Source organism: Bhargavaea sp. GQ12 (genome assembly GCF_059758705.1).
This window is the reverse complement of record NZ_JCAXEU010000001.1, coordinates 79909-103048: the sequence shown is the minus strand read 5'-3', so window position 1 is coordinate 103048 and position 23140 is coordinate 79909. Positions and strand designations below refer to the sequence as shown.

25 protein-coding genes are annotated in these 23140 nt (G+C 54.1%); 12 read left to right on the top strand and 13 right to left on the bottom strand.

Annotated elements, in window-relative coordinates; all coding sequences use genetic code 11:
* Positions 1-12 precede the first annotated feature (12 nt).
* The 4 genes from AC6CHQ_RS00500 to AC6CHQ_RS00485 all read right to left on the bottom strand — a co-directional run bounded on the left by AC6CHQ_RS00500 (position 13) and on the right by AC6CHQ_RS00485 (position 5607).
* Complete coding sequence (locus AC6CHQ_RS00500) at positions 13-1206, bottom strand: acyl-CoA dehydrogenase family protein (RefSeq protein WP_251238921.1); 1194 nt, start codon at positions 1204-1206, stop codon at positions 13-15.
* Positions 1207-1221: 15 nt separating this feature from the next.
* Positions 1222-2388 (bottom strand): saccharopine dehydrogenase family protein, encoded by a 1167-nt coding sequence (locus tag AC6CHQ_RS00495; RefSeq protein WP_092049376.1) that lies wholly within the window; start codon positions 2386-2388, stop codon positions 1222-1224.
* A 21-nt stretch (positions 2389-2409) separates the two neighbouring features.
* Positions 2410-3888, bottom strand: a complete 1479-nt coding sequence (locus AC6CHQ_RS00490; RefSeq protein ID WP_498080532.1) for an aldehyde dehydrogenase family protein — start codon at positions 3886-3888, stop codon at positions 2410-2412.
* Between the two features lie 177 nt (positions 3889-4065).
* On the bottom strand, positions 4066-5607 hold the full coding sequence (locus tag AC6CHQ_RS00485) for a DHA2 family efflux MFS transporter permease subunit (protein WP_245744204.1): 1542 nt from the start codon (positions 5605-5607) through the stop codon (positions 4066-4068).
* Positions 5608-5812: 205 nt separating this feature from the next.
* On the opposite strand from AC6CHQ_RS00485, the gene AC6CHQ_RS00480 reads away from it, so the two are divergent.
* Both AC6CHQ_RS00480 and AC6CHQ_RS00475 read left to right on the top strand, forming a co-directional pair.
* On the top strand, positions 5813-6706 hold the full coding sequence (locus AC6CHQ_RS00480; protein ID WP_498080531.1) for a TetR/AcrR family transcriptional regulator: 894 nt from the start codon (positions 5813-5815) through the stop codon (positions 6704-6706).
* A 69-nt stretch (positions 6707-6775) separates the two neighbouring features.
* Positions 6776-7567 (top strand): TIGR00266 family protein, encoded by a 792-nt coding sequence (locus tag AC6CHQ_RS00475; RefSeq protein ID WP_498080530.1) that lies wholly within the window; start codon positions 6776-6778, stop codon positions 7565-7567.
* A gap of 70 nt (positions 7568-7637) precedes the next feature.
* Here AC6CHQ_RS00475 and AC6CHQ_RS00470 read toward each other — a convergent pair whose 3' ends face one another.
* Entirely contained in the window at positions 7638-7922 is a 285-nt protein-coding gene (locus AC6CHQ_RS00470; RefSeq protein ID WP_092049384.1) for an AbrB/MazE/SpoVT family DNA-binding domain-containing protein, read from the bottom strand.
* A 134-nt stretch (positions 7923-8056) separates the two neighbouring features.
* Here AC6CHQ_RS00470 and AC6CHQ_RS00465 point away from each other — a divergent pair, with 134 nt between their 5' ends.
* Positions 8057-9571: a DASS family sodium-coupled anion symporter gene (locus tag AC6CHQ_RS00465; protein ID WP_498080529.1), complete on the top strand. Its 1515-nt coding sequence runs from the start codon at positions 8057-8059 to the stop codon at positions 9569-9571.
* A gap of 61 nt (positions 9572-9632) precedes the next feature.
* On the opposite strand, the gene AC6CHQ_RS00460 is transcribed toward AC6CHQ_RS00465, so the two are convergent.
* Positions 9633-10739, bottom strand: coding sequence for an SEC-C domain-containing protein (locus AC6CHQ_RS00460; protein WP_177168229.1), 1107 nt, complete (start codon positions 10737-10739; stop codon positions 9633-9635).
* A 149-nt stretch (positions 10740-10888) separates the two neighbouring features.
* Between AC6CHQ_RS00460 and AC6CHQ_RS00455 the strand changes: the two genes are divergently transcribed.
* From AC6CHQ_RS00455 to AC6CHQ_RS00445, 3 genes are all read left to right on the top strand, one after another.
* Complete coding sequence (locus tag AC6CHQ_RS00455) at positions 10889-11275, top strand: UPF0158 family protein (RefSeq protein WP_092049388.1); 387 nt, start codon at positions 10889-10891, stop codon at positions 11273-11275.
* Positions 11276-11304: 29 nt separating this feature from the next.
* Positions 11305-12201 carry an SDR family oxidoreductase gene (locus AC6CHQ_RS00450; protein ID WP_251238917.1) on the top strand — a complete coding sequence of 299 codons (897 nt, stop codon included), beginning with the start codon at positions 11305-11307 and terminating at the stop codon, positions 12199-12201.
* A 106-nt stretch (positions 12202-12307) separates the two neighbouring features.
* Positions 12308-13489 (top strand): M20 metallopeptidase family protein, encoded by a 1182-nt coding sequence (locus AC6CHQ_RS00445; protein ID WP_092049392.1) that lies wholly within the window; start codon positions 12308-12310, stop codon positions 13487-13489.
* A 261-nt stretch (positions 13490-13750) separates the two neighbouring features.
* On the opposite strand, the gene AC6CHQ_RS00440 is transcribed toward AC6CHQ_RS00445, so the two are convergent.
* Complete coding sequence (locus AC6CHQ_RS00440) at positions 13751-14863, bottom strand: mandelate racemase/muconate lactonizing enzyme family protein (RefSeq protein WP_498080528.1); 1113 nt, start codon at positions 14861-14863, stop codon at positions 13751-13753.
* Positions 14864-14976: 113 nt separating this feature from the next.
* Between AC6CHQ_RS00440 and AC6CHQ_RS00435 the strand changes: the two genes are divergently transcribed.
* The 5 genes from AC6CHQ_RS00435 to AC6CHQ_RS00415 all read left to right on the top strand — a co-directional run bounded on the left by AC6CHQ_RS00435 (position 14977) and on the right by AC6CHQ_RS00415 (position 18499).
* Complete coding sequence (locus AC6CHQ_RS00435; protein WP_498080527.1) at positions 14977-15183, top strand: hypothetical protein; 207 nt, start codon at positions 14977-14979, stop codon at positions 15181-15183.
* Between the two features lie 461 nt (positions 15184-15644).
* A complete protein-coding gene (locus AC6CHQ_RS00430) occupies positions 15645-16004 on the top strand; it encodes an early set domain-containing protein (RefSeq protein ID WP_498080526.1) in 360 nt (119 codons plus the stop codon).
* Positions 16005-16153: 149 nt separating this feature from the next.
* Positions 16154-17365, top strand: a complete 1212-nt coding sequence (locus AC6CHQ_RS00425) for a DUF819 family protein (RefSeq protein WP_498080525.1) — start codon at positions 16154-16156, stop codon at positions 17363-17365.
* A gap of 67 nt (positions 17366-17432) precedes the next feature.
* Positions 17433-17795: an SCP2 sterol-binding domain-containing protein gene (locus tag AC6CHQ_RS00420; RefSeq protein ID WP_498080524.1), complete on the top strand. Its 363-nt coding sequence runs from the start codon at positions 17433-17435 to the stop codon at positions 17793-17795.
* 41 nt (positions 17796-17836) lie between these two features.
* The gene (locus AC6CHQ_RS00415; RefSeq protein WP_498080523.1) at positions 17837-18499 is read left to right on the top strand and encodes an HAD family hydrolase; all 663 of its coding nucleotides are present in this window, start codon (positions 17837-17839) and stop codon (positions 18497-18499) included.
* Between the two features lie 50 nt (positions 18500-18549).
* Here AC6CHQ_RS00415 and AC6CHQ_RS00410 read toward each other — a convergent pair whose 3' ends face one another.
* Genes AC6CHQ_RS00410 through AC6CHQ_RS00400 form a run of 3 tightly spaced genes read right to left on the bottom strand, consistent with a single transcriptional unit; the run spans position 18550 to position 20984 of the window.
* Entirely contained in the window at positions 18550-19122 is a 573-nt protein-coding gene (locus tag AC6CHQ_RS00410) for a 5' nucleotidase, NT5C type (RefSeq protein ID WP_498080522.1), read from the bottom strand.
* Between the two features lies 1 nt (position 19123).
* On the bottom strand, positions 19124-20236 hold the full coding sequence (gene ribD, locus AC6CHQ_RS00405; RefSeq protein WP_498080521.1) for a bifunctional diaminohydroxyphosphoribosylaminopyrimidine deaminase/5-amino-6-(5-phosphoribosylamino)uracil reductase RibD: 1113 nt from the start codon (positions 20234-20236) through the stop codon (positions 19124-19126).
* Positions 20223-20984, bottom strand: coding sequence for a GTP cyclohydrolase II (locus tag AC6CHQ_RS00400; protein WP_498080520.1), 762 nt, complete (start codon positions 20982-20984; stop codon positions 20223-20225). The genes ribD and AC6CHQ_RS00400 overlap by 14 nt, the downstream gene beginning before the upstream one ends.
* Positions 20985-21168: 184 nt before the next feature.
* On the opposite strand from AC6CHQ_RS00400, the gene AC6CHQ_RS00395 reads away from it, so the two are divergent.
* Complete coding sequence (locus tag AC6CHQ_RS00395; protein WP_251238909.1) at positions 21169-21699, top strand: helix-turn-helix domain-containing protein; 531 nt, start codon at positions 21169-21171, stop codon at positions 21697-21699.
* 61 nt (positions 21700-21760) lie between these two features.
* On the opposite strand, the gene AC6CHQ_RS00390 is transcribed toward AC6CHQ_RS00395, so the two are convergent.
* The 3 genes from AC6CHQ_RS00390 to AC6CHQ_RS00380 are packed head-to-tail and all read right to left on the bottom strand — an operon-like array spanning position 21761 to position 23122.
* On the bottom strand, positions 21761-22198 hold the full coding sequence (locus AC6CHQ_RS00390; protein WP_498080519.1) for a hypothetical protein: 438 nt from the start codon (positions 22196-22198) through the stop codon (positions 21761-21763).
* 19 nt (positions 22199-22217) lie between these two features.
* Positions 22218-22670, bottom strand: coding sequence for a DUF5085 family protein (locus AC6CHQ_RS00385; protein WP_498080518.1), 453 nt, complete (start codon positions 22668-22670; stop codon positions 22218-22220).
* The gene (locus tag AC6CHQ_RS00380) at positions 22667-23122 is read right to left on the bottom strand and encodes a hypothetical protein (protein WP_498080517.1); all 456 of its coding nucleotides are present in this window, start codon (positions 23120-23122) and stop codon (positions 22667-22669) included. The genes AC6CHQ_RS00385 and AC6CHQ_RS00380 overlap by 4 nt, the downstream gene beginning before the upstream one ends.
* Between the last annotated feature and the right edge of the window lie 18 nt (positions 23123-23140).

Below are 23140 nucleotides of genomic sequence, written 5' to 3'. Positions count from 1 at the left end.
GGGCTTAATACGTTATTCAGCAGAATCCCATGCGGGAAGCATGTTGTTAAGCGGTTTGTCTTGCCTGTATCCGAGCACGTAATCTGCCTGCATGATCGTATGGATTTCCCGGGTGCCTTCGTAGATGACGGGCGCTTTGGAGTTCCGCAGATACCGGGCGACCGGGTAGTCGTCAGAGTAGCCGTAAGCACCGTGGATCTGAAAGGCGTCGTCCGCCGCTTTGTTGGCGAAGTCGCACGCCTGCCACTTGGCAAGTGACGTTTCTCGGGTGTTCCGGACGCCGATGTTTTTCAGTTCGCCCGCCCTGTATACAAGCAGCCGGCTCATCTGGTATCCGGCTTCCATGTTGGCGATCATCTGCTGGACCAACTGGTGCTTTCCGATCGGCTTGCCGAAGGTTTCCCGTTCATGGCAGTATTTCACGCTTGCTTCGAGGCAGGCCTGGATCAGCCCGACCGCTCCCGCTGCGACAGTGAAGCGCCCGTTGTCGAGTGAGGCCATCGCGATCTTGAAGCCTTCACCTTCTTCGCCGAGACGATTCTCCGCCGGCACCCGGACGTTCTCAAAGAATAATTCTCCCGTGTTCCCGGCGCGGATGCCATATTTATTCTTGATGGCTTTTGAAGAAAATCCGGGCATCGTGCGCTCGACAATGAATGCAGTGATGCCGTGATGTTTTTTCGACTTGTCTGTATAAGCAAAGACGAGGAAATGGTCTGCCTGGTCACAAAGCGAAATCCATGTCTTCTGCCCGTTCAGCACGTAGTGGCCGCCGTCACGCACGGCGGTAGTCGACATCGCCGCAACGTCTGACCCGGCGCCGGGTTCGGTCAGCCCGAATGCGCCGATTTTCTCTCCCTTTGCCTGCGGGACGAGGTATTTCTGTTTTTGCTCCTCGTTCCCCCATTGCAGAAGCGACATAGAATTCAGACCGGTGTGGACAGACACGGCAGTCCGGAATGCCGTGTCGCCGCGCTCCAATTCCTCGCACAAGATCGCTAGAGAATTGTAGTCCATCCCGCTGCCGCCGTATTTTTCCGGGATGCAGACACCCATAAATCCGAGCTCGGCAAGGCGCTTCCATATCGCCGGATCAAACCCGCCCTCAGAATCCCACTTGGCGATGTTCGGCATGATTTCATCATCCGTGAACTTGCGAGCAGTTTTCCGCAGCATCTCCTGCTCATCAGTGAACCGGAAATCCATTGTTCCGTCTCCTCCCTAGACCGTGGCTGCCGTTTCTGATGACGTCTCAATGATTTCCACGCCCCGCTTTTTCATTTCGCGGATATAGGTATCACCGGGAACAATCAGCTCAGGCGGATGGACCCCCCGTTCCGAAATGGTCCCGTTTCCGATCATCTGGGCAACGACGGAGATCGTGTTTGCTGTGGCGCGGGCCATAGCGGTCACGTTTGTTTCTGCGTCCTTCTCGGTGATCAGGTCATACTCGTAGCTAACCGCGTCGCCGTTCTTTTTCCCTTCGACGATGACCCGCAGCAGCACCGCATCTTTTTTGTCTCCAAGCCTCAGCTTAGGCGTCAGATGTTCTCTCATGACGTCGCGGACTTTCACATGCTGACCGCCAACCGCCACCTCGGAATCACGCGCCAGAAGGCCCAGGTCGACAAGAAGCTGGAATTTCTCCGCATGCCCTTTATACCGGATCGTTTTGTACTCAAGCGTGTCCAGGTCAGGGAATGACTTCGACAAGGTGGATGTGCCTCCGGACGTATGGAATGCTTCAAGTTCCCCGTAGCCATCAAAGGTGATCGTCTCGATCTCGCTCAGGGAAGGCACCTCCCGGACCTCGCCATCGCGGATGACGAGCGAAGGGTCCGTGTAATGATCGAATACGCCTTCCAGTGAAAAGACGAGATTGTAGTTGAGCGGAGGTTCCGGTTCGACGGGAATTCCTCCGACATAAAGACGGACCGATTCTGCCCGGTCAAGCTTCCCTGCTCCATATCCCGACAGAATATTGATCATCCCCGGCGCGACTCCAAGGTCGGGAATGATCGTGACGCCCTTTTTAAGCGCCGCTTCTGATAGGCCGAGTACGGCATCGGTCGCGCCGCCGATGTGGCCGCCGAGATCGACACAGTGCACGCCTGCCTCGACTGCGGTACGGGCAACTTTTTCGTTGAATGTGTAGAACAGTGCATTGATGACTACATCGCCGAGCGACATGACTTCCTTCAGCTGGACATCATCCGATGCATCCAGCCTGAGGACGTCCAGCTTGTCCGACATGAGCTTTTCTGCGAAATCCTCCGCCTGTCGCACATTCAGGTCCGCCAGCCAGACCTTTTCGACCCCTTCGCTTTTCACCAGATCCCGCGCTGCTTCCTTCCCCATCAATCCCGCTCCGAGTACGACGACTTTCATACTGTCCTCCCCTTTCGCTGCTTATTCTGTATCGATCTGTGCCCGCTGCAGCTTGCCGCTGTAGTCCACGTAAATGCTCTTCCATTCGGTGAAGACGTCGAGTGCTGCGACACCGGAGTCCCGGTGGCCGTTGCCTGTCCCTTTCGTTCCGCCGAACGGCAGATGGATCTCTGCTCCGGTCGTGCCTGCATTCACATAGACGATTCCCGTATCCAAGTCCCGCTGTGCGCGGAATGCCCGGTTGATGTCACGGGTGAAGATTGAGCTCGAAAGACCGTAGGTGACACTGTTGTTCACCTCGATCGCTTCATCCAGGCTGTCCACGGCGATCAGGGAAATGACCGGGCCGAAAATCTCTTCCTGGGCGATCCGGCTGTCCCACTTCACATCAGTGAAGAGCGTCGGCTCATAGTAATATCCGTCTTTCAGGCTTCCGTCTTCAAGAACCCGGCCGCCGGCAAGCAGTTTGGCTCCCTCTTGTTTGCCGACTTCCACAAACCCATGGATCTTCTCAAGGGCAGAGGCATTGATGACCGGGCCGACCTTCACGGATTCATCGATTCCGTCACCGATTGTCAGGCCTTTCATCTGCTCGAGCAGCCGCTGTTCTAGCTCTTCCTTGACCGCGTTGTGCACGATGACCCGGCTGCAGGCTGTGCATCGCTGCCCGGCCGTCCCGAACGCGCTCCACAAGATGCCTTCGACAGCAAGATCAAGATCGGCATCATCCATGACGATGACTGCGTTTTTCCCGCCCATCTCAAGCGATACTTTTTTCAGATGGCGGCCGCCCAGTTCTGCGACACTGCGGCCGGTTTCCGTCGACCCTGTAAACGAGATGACCCGGACATCCGGATGCTCGATCATCGCCGTGCCGACCTCTCCTCCACTTCCGAAAACGACATTCGCGACTCCCGGCGGCAATCCGACTTCATCAAAAATCTTAGCCATTTCATAAGCCATCATCGGTGTCTCGGTCGCCGGCTTCCAGATAAACGTGTTGCCTGCGACCATTGCCGGGAACGATTTCCACGTCGCGATGGCGACCGGGAAGTTCCACGGAGTGATGAGACCGACAACACCGATTGGAGCCCTCACACTCATTGCAAACTTGTCCTGAAGTTCGGAAGGAACCGTCTCGCCGAACAGCCGGCGTCCCTCTCCGGCCATATAGAACGCCATGTCAATCCCTTCCTGGACCTCGCCGCGCCCCTCCTCGATCACCTTGCCCATTTCTTTCGTGAGCACTTGCGCAAGATGCTCTTTCCGCTCTTTCATGAGCCGGCCGATTTCATATAGATAATCCGCCCGTTTCGGAGCGGGGACGAGTGCCCATTCCTTTTGTGCCTTCTTTGCGGCCTTTACCGCCTCATCCACGTCAGATTTGCCTGAAAGCTTTACCTCGCATAGCGTCTCCCCGTTTGCAGGATTCACGACCGCCGTGTATTCGGCCCCGCCGCCTTCCTGCCAGGATCCGTTGATGTAGTTGTTCAGCTTCATGCCCAACTCCCCTTTCTCCGTTCTTTATTGAAACCGCTTTCATTGTCCTTTTTCGACAACTTCGGCCGGATTCCTTCCTGAATGAGTAAACTCTTTGTACTGCGGCACAATCAGTTGCACTGCCTGTCCATGAAAATAAAAAACCCGCAGGCTGATTTGCCTGCGGATACATCTTATTCAATCCGTCTGCGGAGTATGAGCACCGGTCTTGCCGGCTTTGACCGGATTCCCGCCTGCCGCCTTCATAGCCTCCGTCTTTTCCTTCGGCGGAATAACCCGCTTTACGAAGAATGTCAGGATCAGTGCGATGAAAACGAACACTGTACACACAAAGTATGCAAAGTTGATGCCGTGGAGCAAAGCTTCCTGGGCAATTTGCGCTTTTACCGCCGTGGCTTCTGCGTCGGGAAGCCCGGCCGCTTCACCGATCAAAGATGCGGTTTCCGCTTCTGTCCGCTTGTTCATGACCGTCATGAGGAATGCCGAACCGATTGCTCCCGCTACCTGTTGAAGCGTATTATTCATCGCAGTTCCGTGAGGGTTCATCTGCATCGGCAGCTGGTTCAGACCGTTCGTCATGATCGGCATGTTCACCATCGATAGGCCCAGCATCCGAATCGTGTACACGGCCATGATATAGAAGTAGCCGGAATCCAGTTCCAGACGGCTCAGCATGAACGTCGTGACAGTCGTGATCAGGAGTCCGGAAATCGCAAGTGTACGCGGTCCGTATTTGTCGAACAGCCGTCCGGTGATCGGCGACATGATTCCCATGATGATCGCACCCGGAAGCATGAGAAGCCCTGAGTGGAATGGTGAAATCCCCCGTACATTCTGCACATAGATCGGTGTCAGCAGCATTCCCGAGAACATCGCAATCGAGAGTACGACCATGATGATTGTAGACAACGTGAACATCGGGTGTTTATAGATCCGGAATTCCAGCATCGGCACCGGCATGCTCAGCTGCCTGCGTATAAAGGCGGTCAGGGCAATGGCACCGATTATGATCGTCACGTAGACCTGCGGGTCCATCCAGCCTTTGTCGCCGGCCATGCTGAACCCGTAGAGCAATCCGCCGAAACCAAGGCTCGACAGGATGATCGACAGGACATCAAGCCGGACATCCCTTGTTTCCATGATGTTCCGGAGCTTGAAGAACGCAATCAGAATAACGAGCACCGCAAACGGCAGCACCATCCAGAACAGCACCCGCCATGAGTATTGCTGGACGATCCAGCCGGAGAGCGTCGGCCCGATAGCCGGCGCCGTGATCATGACAAGGCCCAGGTAACCCATCGCAGTTCCCCGCTTTTCCACCGGGAAAGCGACGAGCATGACGTTCATCAAGAGAGGCATCATCATTGCGGATCCGGATGCCTGGATCATCCGGGCGATGACCAGCATGATAAACGATGGTGCGAGCGCCGCGGCCAGCGTACCGATCGTGAACAATGTCATCGCAGTCAGGAAGAGATTCCGGTTCGTGAACCGCTGGATAAAGAATGCACTCGCCGGGATAAGAATTCCGTTTACAAGCATATAGCCTGTCGTCAGCCACTGCACCTGTGCGGGATTCACCTGGAATTCCACCATGATGACCGGCAATGCCACGTTCAATAGAGTATTGTTCAAAAACGCAACAAACGCCCCGAAAAAGAGGACTGCAATCATTGCATACGGGGGTTTGGCGTGAAGTTCCTGCTGATTCAATTTCATTCCTCCGTTCAAAGCGACCTTATTGTTCCGTGAGCCGAATAAAATCGCATGCAAACTATTTTATACCGGTGGTTCAATCATTTCAACATATAAATCTCTTCCGGCCATAAAAGTTTGAGCAACTGCATGGAATCAACTATAATAAGGTTTATACTATCGGTATAAAAACGTTTTCAAATGTTGAAATACAGAAAGGTGACTGAGTTTGAACGAACGCAAACGGCACGTGCTCGATGCAGCCAGAAGGCTTTTCCTCGACAATGGATTTGCTGATACATCCATCCAGAATATTTTGGATGAGGCCGGCATCTCAAAAGGAACATTCTATAATTACTTCAGCTCCAAAAACGAATGCCTCATCTCAATCATTGAAGAATCGAGGGAGACCTCGACGATTCTCAGAGATGAACTTGCCGAGGGCAGACGTGATGGGCCGGAACTGCTGATCGATCAACTGCTTGTCCGACTTCGGATGAACCGGGAGCAACAGCTTATCCGACTATATGAGGCGATTCTCCACTCGGGTGATGCAGAACTTCGGAAGTTCATGAAAACCGTCCATCTTGCCGAGCTGGCCTGGCTTGAACGGCGCCTGACAGAGGTATTTGGTGAGTGGGCAGAACCATACTCAGCCGATGCGGCTCTCATGCACTTCGGGATGCTCGGCCAGTACCTGCAGTTTGCCCCTGACGTCACGTCGTCCGACGAGCTGACGAAGCGCATCCGCTTTGTTATCCGGCGAACAGAAGCCCTGCTCCGGGATATGGCGGAGCACCGCGAACATCTCCTTGAAGCGGATCAATTCAATGAGCGGGCAGGAGCACCTCCCCTCCCCTCTGCATCACAAACAGCAGGAGAAATCCGGCGGCTTGCGGCTTTTCTGTCCCCTGCAGACAGGGAAGCAGGACGGGAGTATGCTGATTTTCTGTCCGCTGAACTGGAAGCGGAACGCCCGAGGACTTCTCTTGTCAGAACAATCGCCGGTCCGTTCCGGAAGCTGTTTGATGGGACTCCACTGGAACCTGAAGTACGGACTGTCATGTCCGCGGTCTGGCAGCTGCTCGGGACTGCAGATGGAAAACCCGGAAAAGAAGATTGAAGAAGTTGAAACCTTTGTCCGGCCCATCCCGTATCTTTCATTAACAAAACAAGAAGCGGGGTTAAACAAATGAACAACCATGAAATCGATTTTGTCCTTCACGGAGACGACATGCAATTCGTGGAAGTCGAATTGGATCCGTCAGAGACGGTCGTCGCGGAAGCGGGGAGCCTCATGATGATGGAAGACGGTATCCAGATGGAGACGATCTTCGGCGACGGTTCGGGCGGAGGCGGAGGCCTGTTCGGCAAGCTGAAAGGGGCCGGCAAGCGGATGCTAACGGGTGAGAGCCTGTTCATGACAACTTTCACGAATACCGGCACAGGGAAAAAACATGTCTCATTCGCCTCTCCATATCCGGGCAAGATCATCCCGGTTGACCTGAGTCAGGAAGGCGGCAAAATCATATGCCAGAAAGACGCATTTCTTGCAGCTGCAAAAGGAGTTTCCGTCGGCATTGAATTCCAGCGCCGGCTCGGCACCGGATTTTTCGGGGGCGAAGGCTTCATTATGCAGAAACTTGGAGGTGACGGCATGGCATTTATCCATGCCGGCGGGACCATTCACGAAAAGACGCTGGCACCAGGAGAAGTCCTCCGGGTCGACACCGGCTGCCTCGTGGCGATGACACAGGATGTCGACTACAACATCGAAACCGTAAAAGGCATCAAGACGGCCCTGTTCGGAGGCGAAGGACTGTTTTTCGCGACATTGCGTGGACCCGGCAAAGTGTGGATCCAGTCCCTCCCGTTTTCACGGCTCGCAAGTCGCGTCTTTGCAGCGGCTCCGTACACACCGGGTGAGACCAAAGGCGAAGGAAGCGTCGCCGGCGGACTGTTCGACCTGCTCGGCGGGAAGTAACAGCAACGCAATAAACAACAAAACCGGCCTTCCGTTAACGGAAGGCCGGTTTTGTTGTTCGAAGTGCTGTTTATGGGTTCTGACGATTCTTCATGATGCGGAAAGACGCTTCATAGTTGTCCATCAGCTGACGGAACCCGTCACTCCTGTCTTCTGGGCCTGATGTGTTTTCATGCTTGTCCAGTGCGACTCGGCCGTCGTTGCCAATTCGAAATCGCACTTCGTCACCCGGACCCAGTTTAAGATGTTCCATTACTTTAGAGGGCAGTGTCACCCCATGGCTATTCCCGATCTTCGTGACTTTCCTCTTGATGTAATCTGATGCCATCGTGTTGCCGTACACCCTTTCGTCCAACTTCTTCCTTGGCGGGACCCTATTATAACAGACTTACCCTGATTTCAAACAATATTCATGCCGGTTACCACCGGCAGCAGGCGGGTATATTGTGGAAAAAGATGCCCGTATTCCGGGCGGAAAGGCGGAACCACATGGCAGAAAACAACCTGGATCAGCAGCCTCAGCCGGCTGAAGATCTTCAGTCAAAGAAAAAACAAAGCCGAAAAGCACTTTTTCTACTGCTGGCTTTTGCAGCATTGATTATCGTCCTCCTGTTGCCTACACCCGAAGGGCTGTCGGTCATGGGACACCGCGCGCTCGCCATCCTTGCATTTGCTGTTATTGTCTGGATGACAGAGGCCGTCACCTATCCGGTCAGTGCCGCGATGATTATCGGGCTGATCACCCTGTTGCTCGGGTTCTCACCGGACCCCGAGGGGACCGGTGAACTGCTCGGTACGAAAGAAGCCCTGAAGCTTGCGCTAGCCGGATTTTCCAATAGTGCGGTCGCTCTTGTTGCCGGTGCGCTGTTCATCGCCGCAGCAATGCAGGCGACGAACCTGCATAAGCGCCTGGCACTCTGGATCCTGTCCAGGGTCGGCACGAAGACTAACGCCATCGTCATGGGTGCCATCATCGTATCGATCATCCTTGCCTTTTTCGTGCCAAGCGCGACGGCGCGTGCCGGGGCTGTTGTGCCGATTCTCCTTGGCATGGTCGCGGCATTCGGTCTAAAGAACAACAGCCGCCTTGCCGCCCTTCTTGTGCTAACCGCAGTTAATGCTGTATCGATCTGGAACATCGGGCTCAAAACAGGAGCAGCCCAGAACATGGTCGCCATCGGATTCATCGAGGATGAGCTGGGAGAAACGATCGCCTGGAGTTCATGGTTCCTCTATGCTGCTCCGTTCTCAATCATCATGTCGATTGTGCTTTATTTCATCATGATCCGCCTGATCAAACCAGAGACAGACAATATAGAGGGCGGCAAGCAGGTGGTCCAGGATCAGCTCGCAGAACTTGGTCCGCTGAAACCGGTTGAGATACGCCTGATCGTCCTTTCCATCATTCTCCTTATTCTTTGGTCGACGGAAGAAAAACTGCACCCGCTCGATACGACAAGCGTAACGCTGCTCGCTGTCTCCGTTATGCTTCTTCCAAAAATCGGTGTGTTCGATTGGAAAAGCGCCGAGAAGCTGATTCCGTGGGGAACGATCATCGTCTTTGCCGTCGGAATCACACTTGGCACGATTCTGCTGAACACTGGCGGTGCTTCGTGGCTTTCAAACACAGTGTTCGGCTCATTGGGACTTGATTCGATGCCGCTCCTGGCAACGATTGCGCTCGTCTCGCTATTCAACATCTTCATCCATCTCGGATTCGCAAGTGCCACCAGCCTTGCGTCAGCACTGATTCCGATTTTTATCGCACTGACTTCGACGCTTGCGCTTGGCGAAAACAGTGTCGGGTTCGTTCTGATCCAGCAGTTCGTCATCTCGTTCGGCTTTCTGCTTCCGGTCAACGCGCCGCAGAGCATGCTCGCCTACGGTACAGGTGCATTTACAGTCAAAGACTTTATCAAGGCCGGTATCCCTCTCACGGTCGTGGGCTATCTGCTGATTCTGCTGTTCAGTGCCACTTACTGGAAATGGGTAGGGCTGCTTTAATCCGGAAGCCAAAATAAACGGGCTTGTCCATTGGAGACAAGCCCGTTTTTCTGTATATCAATTATTTCAGCCGGTCGGAGAAGACAGTTGCATATTTCTGTGCGGTGCCTTCCGATACACCAAAGCGCTTGGCGGCTTCCTTCGCGGTAAAGGTCTCGCCCGTAAGAATTTCTGCTTCCTGCGCAGCAAGATAGAGGCCGGCCACGATGCCGCCCGGTTTCCGGACGATCGGATTCTCCTCCCGGAAGTAGCGGATCATTGCATTCCGCAGGCTCTCAGTGCCACTCCGATCCAGATCGTCAGACTGCAGTTCCGACGTCAGCATGTCAACAGCTCCGCGCTGCCCGTCCGTCAGATCCTCAATCGCCTCCACTTCAGTGCTTTTTACAGAATCTATTGCTGCCGGAGCATCTGCGACGGCAACCTCTTCCTCCATCGCCTTTTTGGATTCTCCGTCGCTCATCTTGTCAGACTGCAGTTCTGCATCTTCCATAGGGGTATGCAGAATGGCGAAAATCTCCAGCAGATGGGACTCAAGAAACGCTTCATCCGCCGTTTCCCCTGCAGTTGCAGCAAATTCGCTGATCCGGTCCTTGACAGACGAATTTGGCACAGGAACCGAATAAAGAGTGGATACAGGCTGTATGGCATCTTCCCTCTCGCGCGGGTCTGCCAGCACCGTGCCAAACAGGAGGGTCCCTTCAGGGGAGGCGACGCGGTCGTTTTCCTTCATCGCCCATTTTCCATCCCCGAATACATCCTCGAGCAGGATATAGCCGTCTTCTTTGCCGGTCAGTTCCGCGAACATGATGAATGGCTCATTCCACGCCGCAAGTACCCGCTTCACTTCATCACGGGAACCGGAAGCAGAGGTTGCCAAGTGGCGTTGCCAAAGGTCGCGGCGGATGTTGAATGCGTAATGTTCATACGCTGCACCTTCGATTGCCCCTGATTTCATGAGTCCGCCGAGCCTGGACATCCATGTTTTCACAAGCAGTGACAGCTCGGTGCGGTCAGGGCCTGCAGCCGGCGTGCCGCTGATGTAATCCGCCATGATCCGCTTGAGTTCTTCTTCGGCAAGAATATGTGTGCCGTTTTCCGAACGGCCATGGCATTTCTTATATTTTTTTCCGCTGCCGCACGGGCACGGATCGTTACGTCTGACCACAGTCATCATTCCTTTTCATTGTCTGCATGTTCCATCTCCCCATTGTACCATCCTTCCCTACTTCTTTGTACCCATTGGGGCCCTGCGTTTATCTCCTCTCAGCAGCAGGGTATACGAATGGAGAAGTCAGGAAAGGAAGGGATCGGCGGATGGAGCACAATCGGATTGCATACCGCGACCTGTATGAAGCGGCCCATGATGAAAAGCCTTCCTGGTACGACCGGGAAACAGGTCAGGTCATCCAGCACGAGGCCGACTATGACCTGCCGCGTTATATCGAGCTTCCCCGTTTTGATGACACGGCCGAACAGCAGATGCGGGTGGCTTTCACACATACGATGCAGGACCACCCCGGACTTCAGGAAAAAATCGGCGAAATCTTCGCCTATAACCGGCCGGCAGAAGAATTCGAGGACATCCTAAAAAACGAAGGGCTTCTGCATGAGTGGAAAAATCACAGGGAGCTCTCCCGCCAGAAGCTCCTTAATGAATGGTGCAGCCGGAACGGCGTCCGTTTCGACATGGACGGTATCTGAATACGCAATCAATCAAGGAGGCGATCAGCATGACGGAAAACCAGAGCAACGGAAAAGAATACGAAAAGGCGGATCAGCAAGTCCCGCCCCAATCACAGCAGAGCCAGCCAGGCGTTGAAACAGAGATGAAACCTGAACCGATCTATGATGACCCCGAATATAAGGGCTCCGGAAAGCTCGAGGGCAAAGTCGCCCTCGTCACAGGCGGTGATTCGGGAATTGGCCGTGCGGTGGCTGTCGCCTATGCAAAGGAAGGCGCAGATGTCGCCATCGCTTACCTCGACGATGCCGAGGACTCGGATGCAGATCAGACTGTCCGGGACATCGAGAAATACGGCGGACGCGCGATGAAGATCAAAACAGATATCAGCAGCGAAGAAAATTGCAGGAATCTCTTAAAGAAAGTTGCGGATGAGCTCGGCGGATTGAACATTCTTGTCAACAACGCGGGCGTACAGTATCCTCAGAAAGATATCGAAGCGATCACCGCTGACCAGCTTAAGAAGACATTCGAGACGAACTTTTTCGGACTATTTTATCTGACCCGTGAATCGATGGCCTATCTTAAAGAAGGCGACAGCATTATCAACACATCCTCGGTAACGGCTTATAACGGTTCACCGGCATTGCTGGACTACTCCGCCACTAAGGGCGCCATCACTGCATTTACGCGATCGTTTGCGCAAAACATCGCCGGAAAGGGCATCCGTGTGAACGCAGTCGCACCGGGCCCGATCTGGACACCTCTGATCCCCGCGACTTTCGATGCCGGCAAAGTTGAAGAGCATGGTTCCACAACCCCGATGAAGCGTCGCGGACAGCCGGCAGAGCTTGCACCGGCCTATGTCCTGCTTGCATCCAAGGACGGCAGCTACATGACCGGACAGACCATCCACATCGACGGCGGCGATTTCAGCACAAGCTGACACCATATATTTTCCGGGAAGCGTTTTTCTGCTTTCCGGATTTTCTTTTTCCGCTGTCCTGCCCTCCTTCCGGTGATATAATCATTTCCGGAAGGAGTTGCATAGGATGGACCTGCAGAAAATCGACCGGAAAATCCGGGAATCGCTGGATGACATGATAGAAATCCGGCGTCATCTCCACATGAATCCGGAACTGAGTTTTGAAGAAGAGAAAACACCCGAATACATCGCCAATTACTTGGAACAGCTCGGTATCGAGGTGCGCCGCAACGTCGGCGGCCGGGGTGTCGTCGGCACGATCCGCGGCGGCAAGCCCGGAAAGACGATCGCGTTCCGCGCGGACTTTGACGCACTCCCGATCCAGGAAGCAACCGATGTTCCGTATAAATCGACCGTTCCCGGTGTCATGCACGCCTGCGGACATGACGGCCATACCGCTTCCCTCCTCGTGTTCGCCAAAGTGATGAACGAGTTCAGGGAAGAGCTTGAGGGCAACATTGTCCTGATCCACCAACATGCCGAGGAAGTGAATCCCGGCGGCGCCCTCGGCATGATCAAGGACGGCTGCCTGGATGGCGTCGACATGGTATTCGGTGCCCACCTGCAGTCATTAATGCCTGCAGGACATGTTTACAGCCGTGACGGCTATTTGCAGGCTGCGGAAAACACGATCCGCATCACCGTCAACGGGAAAGGCACACACGGTGCCGAGCCGCATAACGGACATGATCCGATTCTTGCAGCAGCCCATATCATGACCGCACTCCAGTCAGTCGTGAGCCGGAACGCGGACCCGCTTGGACAGCTGGTCATCTCGATCGGACAGTTCCACTCCGGATCTGCCGGCAACATCATTCCACAGACAGCCGAGATGGAAGGAACGATGCGCGTCTTTGATGAAGAACTGCGCCGCCTCGGCGCCCGCAGAATCCGTGAGATTGCGGAATTCACCGCACAGGCGCTCGGATGCACCGCGGAAGCCGATGTGGAATTCGGCTATGATGCGGTCAAGAACCATACCGAAGGCGTTCGCCTCATCGAGGATGCGGTCGGCAGTGTTTACGGCGACGGTGTGTACCAGGAAATTGATCCGGTCATGCCCGCTGAAGATTTCGCCTACTACCTCCAGCATCGCCCGGGGGCCTACTTCTTCGTCGGCGCCAAGGTCGAGGATGGACGTACTGCCTATCCGCATCACCATGAGAAATTCGACTTCCATGAGCCGGCACTTGAAATGGCCGCAAGGACCTTCGCGGGTATTTTCTTCGAAGCGCAAAAACAGAACTGAGAAGAACAAAAGCGCAAGCGCCCGTTCAGCAACGTACAAACTGGAACCCTCCGCAATGAGATAAAGGAAATACGGCGAGGAACGGGCCGATGTTGAACTTATCGTAGTGGAGAATGGTGAAGTTTGCTGGGTGCTGGAGCTGGACGGGGACGCCACGTGAATAGCCGTTATTCCAGAGTGACGATTTCTCATTTCCTAAGCAAACGTAAAAGGTTGTGCTTCCCGAAACAGGGGGGGCACAACCTTTTTGTGTGGTTTGGCTTATTGCACCGTTTCTTTTTTTACCGTCAGTTTTTCGAGCTGTTCTTCGTCCACCGTTATACCGAGGCCCGGCTGTCCGGACAGGAGGACCTGCGGCAGCTCGTATTTCAGATCGCCGATTTCTTCGCTGAACAGGAGCGGCCCGGTCAATTCGGCGGACTGGATGTTCGACCGGCTCATAACGACGTGATACCCTGCCGCCGATCCGACAGACGACTCCACCATCGATCCGACCTGACATGGCATTCCTGCCGCCTCTGCCGCTTTGCCGATATGGATCGCCGGATAGATGCCTCCGCATTTCATAAGCTTGATGTTTAACACATCAGCCGCCTCAAGACGAACGATCTCAAGGAATTCTTCCATGCCATGAAGGCTTTCATCTGCCATAACAGGTACAGTCACTTTTCTCCGGACATCCGCCAGCCCCCGGATGTCCCCCATGCGGATCGGCTGTTCGATCCATTTCAGGTTCTCCCCTTCGAGCTCCCGGATAGCCGCTGCTGCAGTCCCTGGAGTTTTCCAGCCCTGATTGACATCGACACGGATCGGGACGTCCGGGCCTACAGCTTTCCGCACTGCCTTGATGCGAGCGACATCATCTATCGGATCCCCTTTGCCGACTTTCAGCTTAAGCGAGGAATACCCGTCCTCCACTGCACGGACCGCTTTTTCAGCCATGATTTCAGGGGCCTCGATGCTGAGGACGCGCGGGTATTCAATCCGTTCATGGGCACGTCCTCCGATCAGATTGTACACCGGCTGTCCTGCCGCTTTCCCCATCAGATCATAGCAGGCAATATCGATGGCGGCCTTTGCAGCTGGATTTTCCGAGACCGCTACGTTCATCTTGCCGTGGATGCGCTCAATATCAAACGGGTTTTCTCCGATGACCGCCGGGACGAGCAGTTGTTTCAGAATTTCATACGCCGACAGGAAGTATTCTCCCGTCACATGTTCGTCCGTCACCGCTTCACCATAGCCGACAAGCCCGGTGTCTGTTTCCAGTCTGAGGATGACCGCCGGCATGTCCGGATAAGTCGCATAAGAGACGATGAATGGTTCCCGGAGCGGGAATCGGACCGCGTGAACGGTTGCTTTGATGATTTTCATGATGGACCCCCTTTTATCTTTTCAGTTTATCGGGAACACCGGGTCAAATCAATCTCACATCGGGCTGTTGCCGTGCCGGCCCATTGCCCACCGCATAATCTGTCAGGAGGGAGGTGCGGAAATGGATAAACCATTATCCGGCGGCGGAAGTGGCGGACAGCGGCATACCTGCCGAAAATGCGGCCGGCGTCATCGCAGGAGACAGGTTGCAGCAGCGGAACTTCATGGACTTCGTCCCTCTGACCGCCCGGCTCAACCGTTCGAACAGGAATCGCTTACCCTTCGCGGCGAGCGCGGGCCAAGAGGCTTCACCGGTCTAAGAGGTGAACCCGGACCGCCCGGACCGGAAGGGTTGCCGGGGCCGGAGGGACCGATGGGACCTGCCGGCGCCCAAGGCGCAAGAGGTGAAACCGGCCCTGAAGGTCCGCAGGGAATCCAGGGGCCAAAAGGTGAACCCGGAGAAATGGGGCCCGAAGGTGCTAGGGGTCCCAAAGGAGAACCTGGTGAAACCGGACCCCAAGGACCGGCCGGTACTGCTGGCCTACAAGGGCCAAAGGGAGATCAGGGGCCTGCCGGACCCGAGGGGGCTCCGGGACCAATAGGAGAAACCGGAGAAACTGGACCAGAAGGACCGGCTGGTGCTCCCGGCATACAGGGACCGAAGGGAGATCGGGGACCTGCTGGTGAACGCGGAGAGGTAGGCCCCCAGGGGGATGCTGGCGGAATTGCAGAATTCGCTTTCCTTTCCACCACCCCCGGGCTGCAAGTCGGCCAGGGAACTATGGTCAGGTTCAATGGAGAGTCTGTCCTGTCATCCGGGATTTCGGTCAAAGGCCGGAAAACTTCGGTTAAAGTCAGCCGGAGCGGCCTTTATGAAATGATTCTTGCGCTATCAGCAGGAGAAACAAGCCGGTGGGCCATTTTTGTAAACGGAGAAAAAGTTACGGGTTCAGAATGTCTGATCCGGGAGGACCAGCAGGAAGCTTTCCGGATGGCTGTTCTGCCTCTTAAAGAAGGAGATCTCGTGACGCTCAAGAACTGTGTGCCGGAAGAGGGCGAAAAGGGTCAATCCAAAGCCGAGGTCACGGCGGCAATGTCACTGAAGCTTCTTTCTTTCGCGCAGGATGAAGATATAGATTGAGGAGTGTAAAGAAATCTGGATCGGAGTGTGAATCTTGTACCTTCGGTCTTTTCTTATTTCCAGGACCAACGCCCCCCTACTCGTTTCGCTGCCCCCTCCCCCCTACTCCCATGTTCCTTTATAATAAGGGGAACAATAGGAGGTGCCGCATGGATACAACCTTGATCAAACCGGAGGACACTTGGCTGCTCTGGGCATTTCTTGCCGGATGGGCTGCCGTGAGCATCTATCTCGAACAGAAGTACAAATGGGCATCGAAGGTAACAGGGGCGATCATTGCGCTTGCCGGGGCACTGATCCTCGCCAACCTCAATATTATCCCCACCGATGCCCCTGCCTATGATGCCGTCTGGACCTATGTCATCCCGCTCGCCATTCCACTTCTCCTGTATCAGGCAAACCTGAAGCGTGTCTGGAATGAGAGCGGCCGGCTGCTGATTCTGTTCCTCGTCAGCTCTGTCGGAACCGTAATCGGTGCCTATATCGCCTTTTTCGCTTTAAGCGAGTTTATCCCTGAGCTGGCCCTGATCACGGCGGTCATGACCGGCTCCTACATCGGAGGAAGCGTAAACCTGGCCGCACTTTCCGCCAAGTTCGATGTCAGCGAAGGAATGCTCTCTTCCACAATTGTTGCTGACAATCTGATGATGGCGCTTTACTTTTTTGTCCTGATCGCCATCCCTGCTGTCGGCTTTTTCCGGCGTCGGTTCCCTAGTCCACATATCGACCGCGTCGAACAATCAACAGATGAAGAAGACGGCACGCTTGCCGCTTCATACTGGCAGCGCAAGGAGATTTCCCTCAAAGACATCGCGCTTTCGGCCGGAAGCGCATTCGCCATTGTCGCGGTGTCGTTTAAGATTGCCGAAATCTTCGGCTCGATCATTCCTGATGAAGGGGCAGGCTGGCAGCTGCTCGGCGGCCTGCTCGGCGACAAGTACCTGATGTTGACGACGATCACCGTTACCGCAGTCACCCTCATGCCGAAGTTTTTTGACAGCCTGAACGGAGCCCAGGAAATTGGCACGTATCTGATTTACATATTCTTTGTTGTCATCGGCGTCCCGGCCTCCCTGCCGCTCCTTATCCAGAATGCACCGCTACTGCTAGTCTTCGTCTTCCTGATGGTATTGACCAACATGCTTGTTACGTTCGGTGTCGGGAAGATGTTCAAGTTCAACCTGGAAGAGATGATTCTTGCAAGCAACGCCAATATCGGAGGGCCGACCACGGCGGCTGCCATGGCGATCGCGAAAGGATGGAAGGATCTGATTGTTCCCGTCATGCTTGTCGGCACGATGGGATACATCATCGGCAACTACATCGGAACCATCGTCGGCAATACGTTAAGCGGATTCTGAAGTTTGCCAAAATGTTCCGGATTCCATAAGATGAATGAGTAGTCATTATAATGTTGGGGGCATGAACATGGGCAATCCTCTAAATGCCCTCTCGCTTGACGAGATCTGGGCAAAAATCGGACAGGAACTGGAAGCAAAGCCGGAGCCTTATCAGGATGAACATATCCGATACGAATTTATCATCGATGAGAAAGGTGAAATCAGCCGCTGGCAGCTGCTGTTCGAGAATGGCCGGGCGGAAATATTCCCCGGAGTTGCGGGTGAAGCATCCTGTACACTGGAGATGAGCGGCAAGCACTTCCGGAAACTGCTGACAGGAGACCTGAACAGCATGGCGGCATTTGCGATCGGCAAGCTGAAGGTCCGAGGCAATGTCGGCTTCGCACTCAAGCTGGAAAATCTGCTTAAAGAATATCAGTTCGCCGGATAAGCGGGTTACGCCCGCCGGAAATGGAAAGGACGGTCCGCCTCATGCGCGTTGCGATCTTCGACTTTGACGGGACACTTTACCAGAACGAAACATTCGATTTTATGATGAAGCATCTAAAGAATCATTCCGAATACGGAAAGCTCTACAGCAAGTTTTTCAGACGGATTCTTCCGGTGTATACAGGCTACAAGATGAAGCTCGTCCCCTCTCCGGTGATGAGGGAAAAGTCGATGCAGGCATACCTTTCCCCCTTCTCCGGTTTCGCGGAAGCGGAGCTGAGCCGATTCTTTGGAGAGATGGCGGCAGCGATGCGAAACGGCTTCAACCCGGAAGTCGTACGGCGCGTTCGGGAACACGCGGAATCCGGTGACCGGGTCATGCTCGTCTCAGGCGCCTTCACTCCGCTTCTTCGCGAAGCTGTGAAAGATCTGCCATTCGATGACGTGATCGGAACCGATATCCCGTATTCCGGAAATACATATGACGGGCGGACAAACATCTACCATATCCGAAGCGAACGGAAAAATGAGCGCATCCTCGCCGCACTCGGAGACACTCCGGTTGCCTGGGAAGAAAGCTCCGCATTCGGCGATACTCTGTCCGACATGACGGTTCTCGAACTCGTAGGAAACCCGGTTGCTGTCCGTCCTGAGGAGGGCCTGCGGAATATTGCGGCTGAACGGGAATGGGAAATAATCGGATAACTGAAAGAAGGCACCTCCCGCACGATTGCGGAGGTGCCTTTTGCATGTGCTTATTCTGCTTTTTCAATTAGCAGATCGAATAGTTCGGACCACTCCGTGATCCGGGGTGTATTCAAGTGACGGTTGTAGGACTGGTTTTTCGCAAACACGTTCAGCGGAAGGTCCCTCAGTGTTTCAAGCACCGCCGGCTTATCGTCGAAATAATAGTCCAGTTGCAGATCTTTGATGATGTGGATTTTTTCTTCATCGTTCATGCCGTAAAAGAACTTGTCTTTTTGGACCGGAAAGCCGTTCTGGATCATCCATTCCATTGTGCGCTCGCCGTGTTCCTTTGGCCTGGCCGTTATATAGTAGATCTCATGTCCCTCTTTTTCCAGCCTCTGAAGCGTTTCGGCGGCATCCGGATACTGGGGACAGGAAGTGTAATAGATCTCTTCCAGCGAACCCTTCCACATCTCCCCGCCTTCTTCGGCGGTCATGCCGAACAGTTCGTGGATCTCCACCTTGTCCAATTCATGAAAAAGGGAGATGTCCACATTCCGGTTTAATTTCCGGTTGTAGAGATGAAAGGCATGCTCCCTCAGGTTGATCAGTGTGTCGTCGATATCAAAACCGAATTTCAAATCAGATTCCCTCATTTTGTTCAGTAATATAAACCGGATACCCTGTAAACTTAAAATCTTTTCCGATCTTTGTAATCTCCAGGTCGTCGAGCTCCACGGCATCACGCATCAGCCCGATGCCTGTGCCTTCGAGGAACGTGGGCGCCTGTGCGCCGCCGATCAATTTCGGCGCCAGATAGATCTCCACTTTATCAACGAGCCTGTTCTCCAGGAAAGCCGCATGAATCGAGCCTCCCCCTTCGACCAGGACAGAGGAGACAAACTGTTCACCAAGAATGCGAAGGACGTCCTCCAGGTCAACCCGTTCATCTCCTGAAGTCGGATAAACCGAAATCCCTCTTTCCTCCAAAACCTTCCTGGACTCCTGGTCATAATGTTGTGCGGTGAAGATCCAGGTTTCAGCCTGCCCGTCCGTGACCACTTTGGATCCGAGCGGGACCCGGAGCGTGGAATCCAGGATGACGCGGATCGGGTTTCGGCCGTTCGGAATCCTTGTCGTCAGTTCGGGATCATCCTCGATCACCGTATTGACGCCAACCAGGATTGCCTGGTGTTCATTCCGAAGCTGATGGACATCCTTGCGTGCCTCGTCAGAAGTGATCCATTTGCTGTCTGCTGTATGGGTGGCAATTTTACCATCCAGTGTGCTTCCCGCTTTCATGGTGATGAACGGCTTTTGTGTCACGATGAATTTGTTGAACACTTCATTCATCCTGCGGGATTCCTCTTCCATGACTCCGACTATCACTTCAATGCCTGCTTCCTCCAGGATCCTGACCCCGTTTCCTGCGACAACCGGGTTCGGATCAAGAGTGGCGACGACGGCTTTGCGTATCCCCGCTTCTACTATGGCGACTGCGCAAGGCCCTGTCCGGCCGTGATGCGAACAAGGTTCAAGCGTAACGTAGATGGTCCCGCCCTTTGCCTTGTCTCCTGCCATCCGAAGGGCATGGATTTCCGCATGCGGTTCGCCCGCCTTCAGGTGTGTCCCGATCCCCACGATCCGGTTGTCATTGACGATGACTGAACCGACAAGCGGGTTCGGATCGGTCTGCCCTTTCATTGCCCGGGCATTTTCAAGTGCAAGAGTCATATAGAATTCATGGCTGGTCATCTGGATCTGTCGTGCCTCCCTCCAAATGGCCAGATCGCTGGACCTTGGTCTGCAGATACTTTTCATTGAACTCTGAGCGATCTCCCCATAATGACTGACGTCCGGAGATCGGAAGGCCTGCCTTCTGCAGGGCATCCAGTTTTTTGGGGTTATTGGTCATCAGGGTCACCGGCTTTTCCCGAAGCGTTTTCAGGACGCGGATCGCATCGTCATAGTTCCTGGAGTCATCAACGAAGCCGAGGCTTTCATTTGCTTCCACGGTATCGTAGCCATGCTCCTGCAGAACGTAAGCCATTGCCTTGGAGAACAGGCCGATTCCGCGGCCTTCATGATTCGCGAGATAAAACAGGGCCCCAGTTCCATGATCCACGATATTCTTCATGGACTGCTTAAGCTGATAGCCGCAGTCGCACCGTTTGCTGCCGAAGATATCCCCGGTATGACAGATGGAATGCAGGCGGATCAGAGCATCATCCGCGTTTTCAAAATCACCATAGACCAGGACGCTCGACTGCTGGTATTCCGCCAGATTAGCAGAGGACAGCCGATCGATGATTTCCTGATAATCATCTGTCACCTGGCATTGGTTCAGCCAGCAATACCACTGGAACACGATAGTCTCCCCGTAAAGGTTCACAGGCAGTCTGATGGGGCCCACCAGGTAGATGGCACCTTCTCCGGTTTCTATCATTTGAATCTTTTCTTTCAGAACATCCAGAACTTTGGTTTCCAGCTTTGCTTGGACCATATAAAATCATTCCTTATATCGATAAATTTTTCTTAGATTGGCCATCCTAATGGGTTGTATACTCAAAGCAAAAGTATTCTTACATGAATATTTGTTTTCTATAAAGTAACACCGTATGATGGATAACGTCAATTTATCCATGTTACGATTATATGCGAAATCAAAATTTCAGGGAGGGCTGGATATGGAGATTGGTTCTAAAATACGTGCAATCCGCAAACGGAAAGGACTGACGATTGCGCAAATGAGTGAGCAGACAGGCCTGTCCAAAGGGTTCATCAGCAACATCGAAAACGACCATACTTCTCCCTCCCTCAATACACTGCAGGCCATCGCGGCATTTCTGGATGTCCCGCTGCCCTACCTGCTCCTTGAAAAAAAGGAGCACATGAAAGTTGTGAGGAAAGCCGAGCGGGTGTACACGTCGTTCAATGACATCAAGATCGAGCACCTCACTTCCCAAAGCGGCCTCCGGATGATGCACGTAGAACTGCCGCCCGGCACCTCGACCGGAGAAGCAATCGCCCATGAAGGCGAAGAGGCCCATGTCGTCCTGAAAGGCACCGTCCTGGCCGAACAGGGGGAAGACTCCGTCATCGCGGAAGAAGGCGATTCATTCAGCTGGAACGCCAGCGTACCCCACTTTGTGAAAAATATCGGAGACACCGAGGCCATCCTGCTCATTGCGGTCCAATCCGAGAAGGACGCTCAATAAGACATAAAGAGAGCCGACCCCCAGAGACATCTGGCGTGCGGCTCTCTTCTATTTCTCCAGTTTAACTGTTTTCCAGCCGGTCGTATGTAAAGAATTCCAACTCTCCGACCTGATTGCTATCTGTCATCCGGTCGAACAGCACCTCCTGTTCCGGTGAAAGATCAACCAGAAACGGCATGGCCCGGTCCGGCATGATGACACCCGTCTGGTCTTCGGAAAGAAGAATGCGGACCCGATTCCAGATCTGTTCCCCACTCCGCAGCCCCAGTGAGTAGACAAACGAGACATTTTTCACAGGGACGCCGAGCCGGTTTATTGCGTCGAACAGCATCGATGAGTTTGCCGTCACCCCGAGCACCTGAATGCTGAAATCCTGTTCGATGCCGCCGTCAGGATTCTCGGCAACCCACTTTTCAAGACCGGAATAAAGCTCCTCCGCTCCCGGGTCAGTGATTCCGGCCTCGTCGTATTTCTGCAGTTGGATCTTTAGAGGTTCCATGTGCAACCTGACCATCCTTTCACCGTACAGCACCGACACTCATTTCCACGTAAGTTCCGCCCTGCGGGGATTGCTTATACTCAACGAACACCGGAGTGGTCTGATGGAGTCCGCCCTCATTCACATATTTCGCTAGCTCCCAATAGGCGATCTGGGACTGCGCGTCGATATCTTCCATGAGACGGATCGTATGGAGATTGCGGATTTCGAAATAACTCCGGAACATCACTTCCTCCTCAGGCGGCAGCGTGATGTCGCCTTCTTCAATCCCCATGAACAGTTCCGCCGTCATCACATCGGCCGTCGGTTCACTCAGCATGGAAAAGAACAGCCTGCCATCCGGAGTTACGCCGTGCTGTTCCAGAATACCCCGGAAATCTTCAAGGGCGATCCCGATTTCTGACGGCACAAAACTGTACAGCTTGGAGACGACGTTGCGGTGTTTGATGGACCGATTTTCAGCAACGATCATTCCGGACGACCGCCTTCCAGCGGCACGACAAGATCGATCATGATATCACCATAGACATCGAGCAGGACACAATAGTACGTTTCGCCAAGGACAAGCCCTTCCTGTGCGGCAACGTCCTGAACCTTGACATAAGCCGCGTCAAAGTCGGCTTCCTGCTCCGCCTGCCGCATGACCAGCGCATCACCGGAATGAAAACGCTCCTCGTATCCGAAGCCATTATCTCCTCCGGTGTCCAGCGGACCGTTGACCGGCTGATAATAGGTGAACGTGCCGGTTGATTCGTCTTCCGGCTCCGGCACGAATGTGAAGAAAGCCGGCCCATTCTTGTAGACTCCTTTGTCGAGCACGAATGACTCCAGCAGACCAAGAGGTTCCTGCCAATCCTTCTTCCGCTGTTCCGTCCGATACGTCAGCACGTGATCAAAGACGAGCGGTCGCCGTTCAATCGCCATGTTCCCACTTCCTTTTCC

Coding starts and splice junctions, on each gene's coding strand:
- AC6CHQ_RS00445 (WP_092049392.1), top strand. CDS start 12,308: ATGGACCTGCAGAAAATCGACCGGAAAATCCGGGAATCGCTGGATGAC.
- AC6CHQ_RS00385 (WP_498080518.1), bottom strand. CDS start 22,670: ATGATCGTTGCTGAAAATCGGTCCATCAAACACCGCAACGTCGTCTCC.
- AC6CHQ_RS00390 (WP_498080519.1), bottom strand. CDS start 22,198: ATGGAACCTCTAAAGATCCAACTGCAGAAATACGACGAGGCCGGAATC.
- AC6CHQ_RS00425 (WP_498080525.1), top strand. CDS start 16,154: ATGGATACAACCTTGATCAAACCGGAGGACACTTGGCTGCTCTGGGCA.
- ribD (WP_498080521.1), bottom strand. CDS start 20,236: ATGACCAGCCATGAATTCTATATGACTCTTGCACTTGAAAATGCCCGG.
- AC6CHQ_RS00400 (WP_498080520.1), bottom strand. CDS start 20,984: ATGGTCCAAGCAAAGCTGGAAACCAAAGTTCTGGATGTTCTGAAAGAA.
- AC6CHQ_RS00440 (WP_498080528.1), bottom strand. CDS start 14,863: ATGAAAATCATCAAAGCAACCGTTCACGCGGTCCGATTCCCGCTCCGG.
- AC6CHQ_RS00455 (WP_092049388.1), top strand. CDS start 10,889: ATGGAGCACAATCGGATTGCATACCGCGACCTGTATGAAGCGGCCCAT.
- AC6CHQ_RS00485 (WP_245744204.1), bottom strand. CDS start 5,607: ATGAAATTGAATCAGCAGGAACTTCACGCCAAACCCCCGTATGCAATG.
- AC6CHQ_RS00420 (WP_498080524.1), top strand. CDS start 17,433: ATGGGCAATCCTCTAAATGCCCTCTCGCTTGACGAGATCTGGGCAAAA.
- AC6CHQ_RS00465 (WP_498080529.1), top strand. CDS start 8,057: ATGGCAGAAAACAACCTGGATCAGCAGCCTCAGCCGGCTGAAGATCTT.
- AC6CHQ_RS00415 (WP_498080523.1), top strand. CDS start 17,837: ATGCGCGTTGCGATCTTCGACTTTGACGGGACACTTTACCAGAACGAA.
- AC6CHQ_RS00395 (WP_251238909.1), top strand. CDS start 21,169: ATGGAGATTGGTTCTAAAATACGTGCAATCCGCAAACGGAAAGGACTG.
- AC6CHQ_RS00490 (WP_498080532.1), bottom strand. CDS start 3,888: ATGAAGCTGAACAACTACATCAACGGATCCTGGCAGGAAGGCGGCGGG.
- AC6CHQ_RS00500 (WP_251238921.1), bottom strand. CDS start 1,206: ATGGATTTCCGGTTCACTGATGAGCAGGAGATGCTGCGGAAAACTGCT.
- AC6CHQ_RS00475 (WP_498080530.1), top strand. CDS start 6,776: ATGAACAACCATGAAATCGATTTTGTCCTTCACGGAGACGACATGCAA.
- AC6CHQ_RS00450 (WP_251238917.1), top strand. CDS start 11,305: ATGACGGAAAACCAGAGCAACGGAAAAGAATACGAAAAGGCGGATCAG.
- AC6CHQ_RS00380 (WP_498080517.1), bottom strand. CDS start 23,122: ATGGCGATTGAACGGCGACCGCTCGTCTTTGATCACGTGCTGACGTAT.
- AC6CHQ_RS00495 (WP_092049376.1), bottom strand. CDS start 2,388: ATGAAAGTCGTCGTACTCGGAGCGGGATTGATGGGGAAGGAAGCAGCG.
- AC6CHQ_RS00430 (WP_498080526.1), top strand. CDS start 15,645: ATGGTCAGGTTCAATGGAGAGTCTGTCCTGTCATCCGGGATTTCGGTC.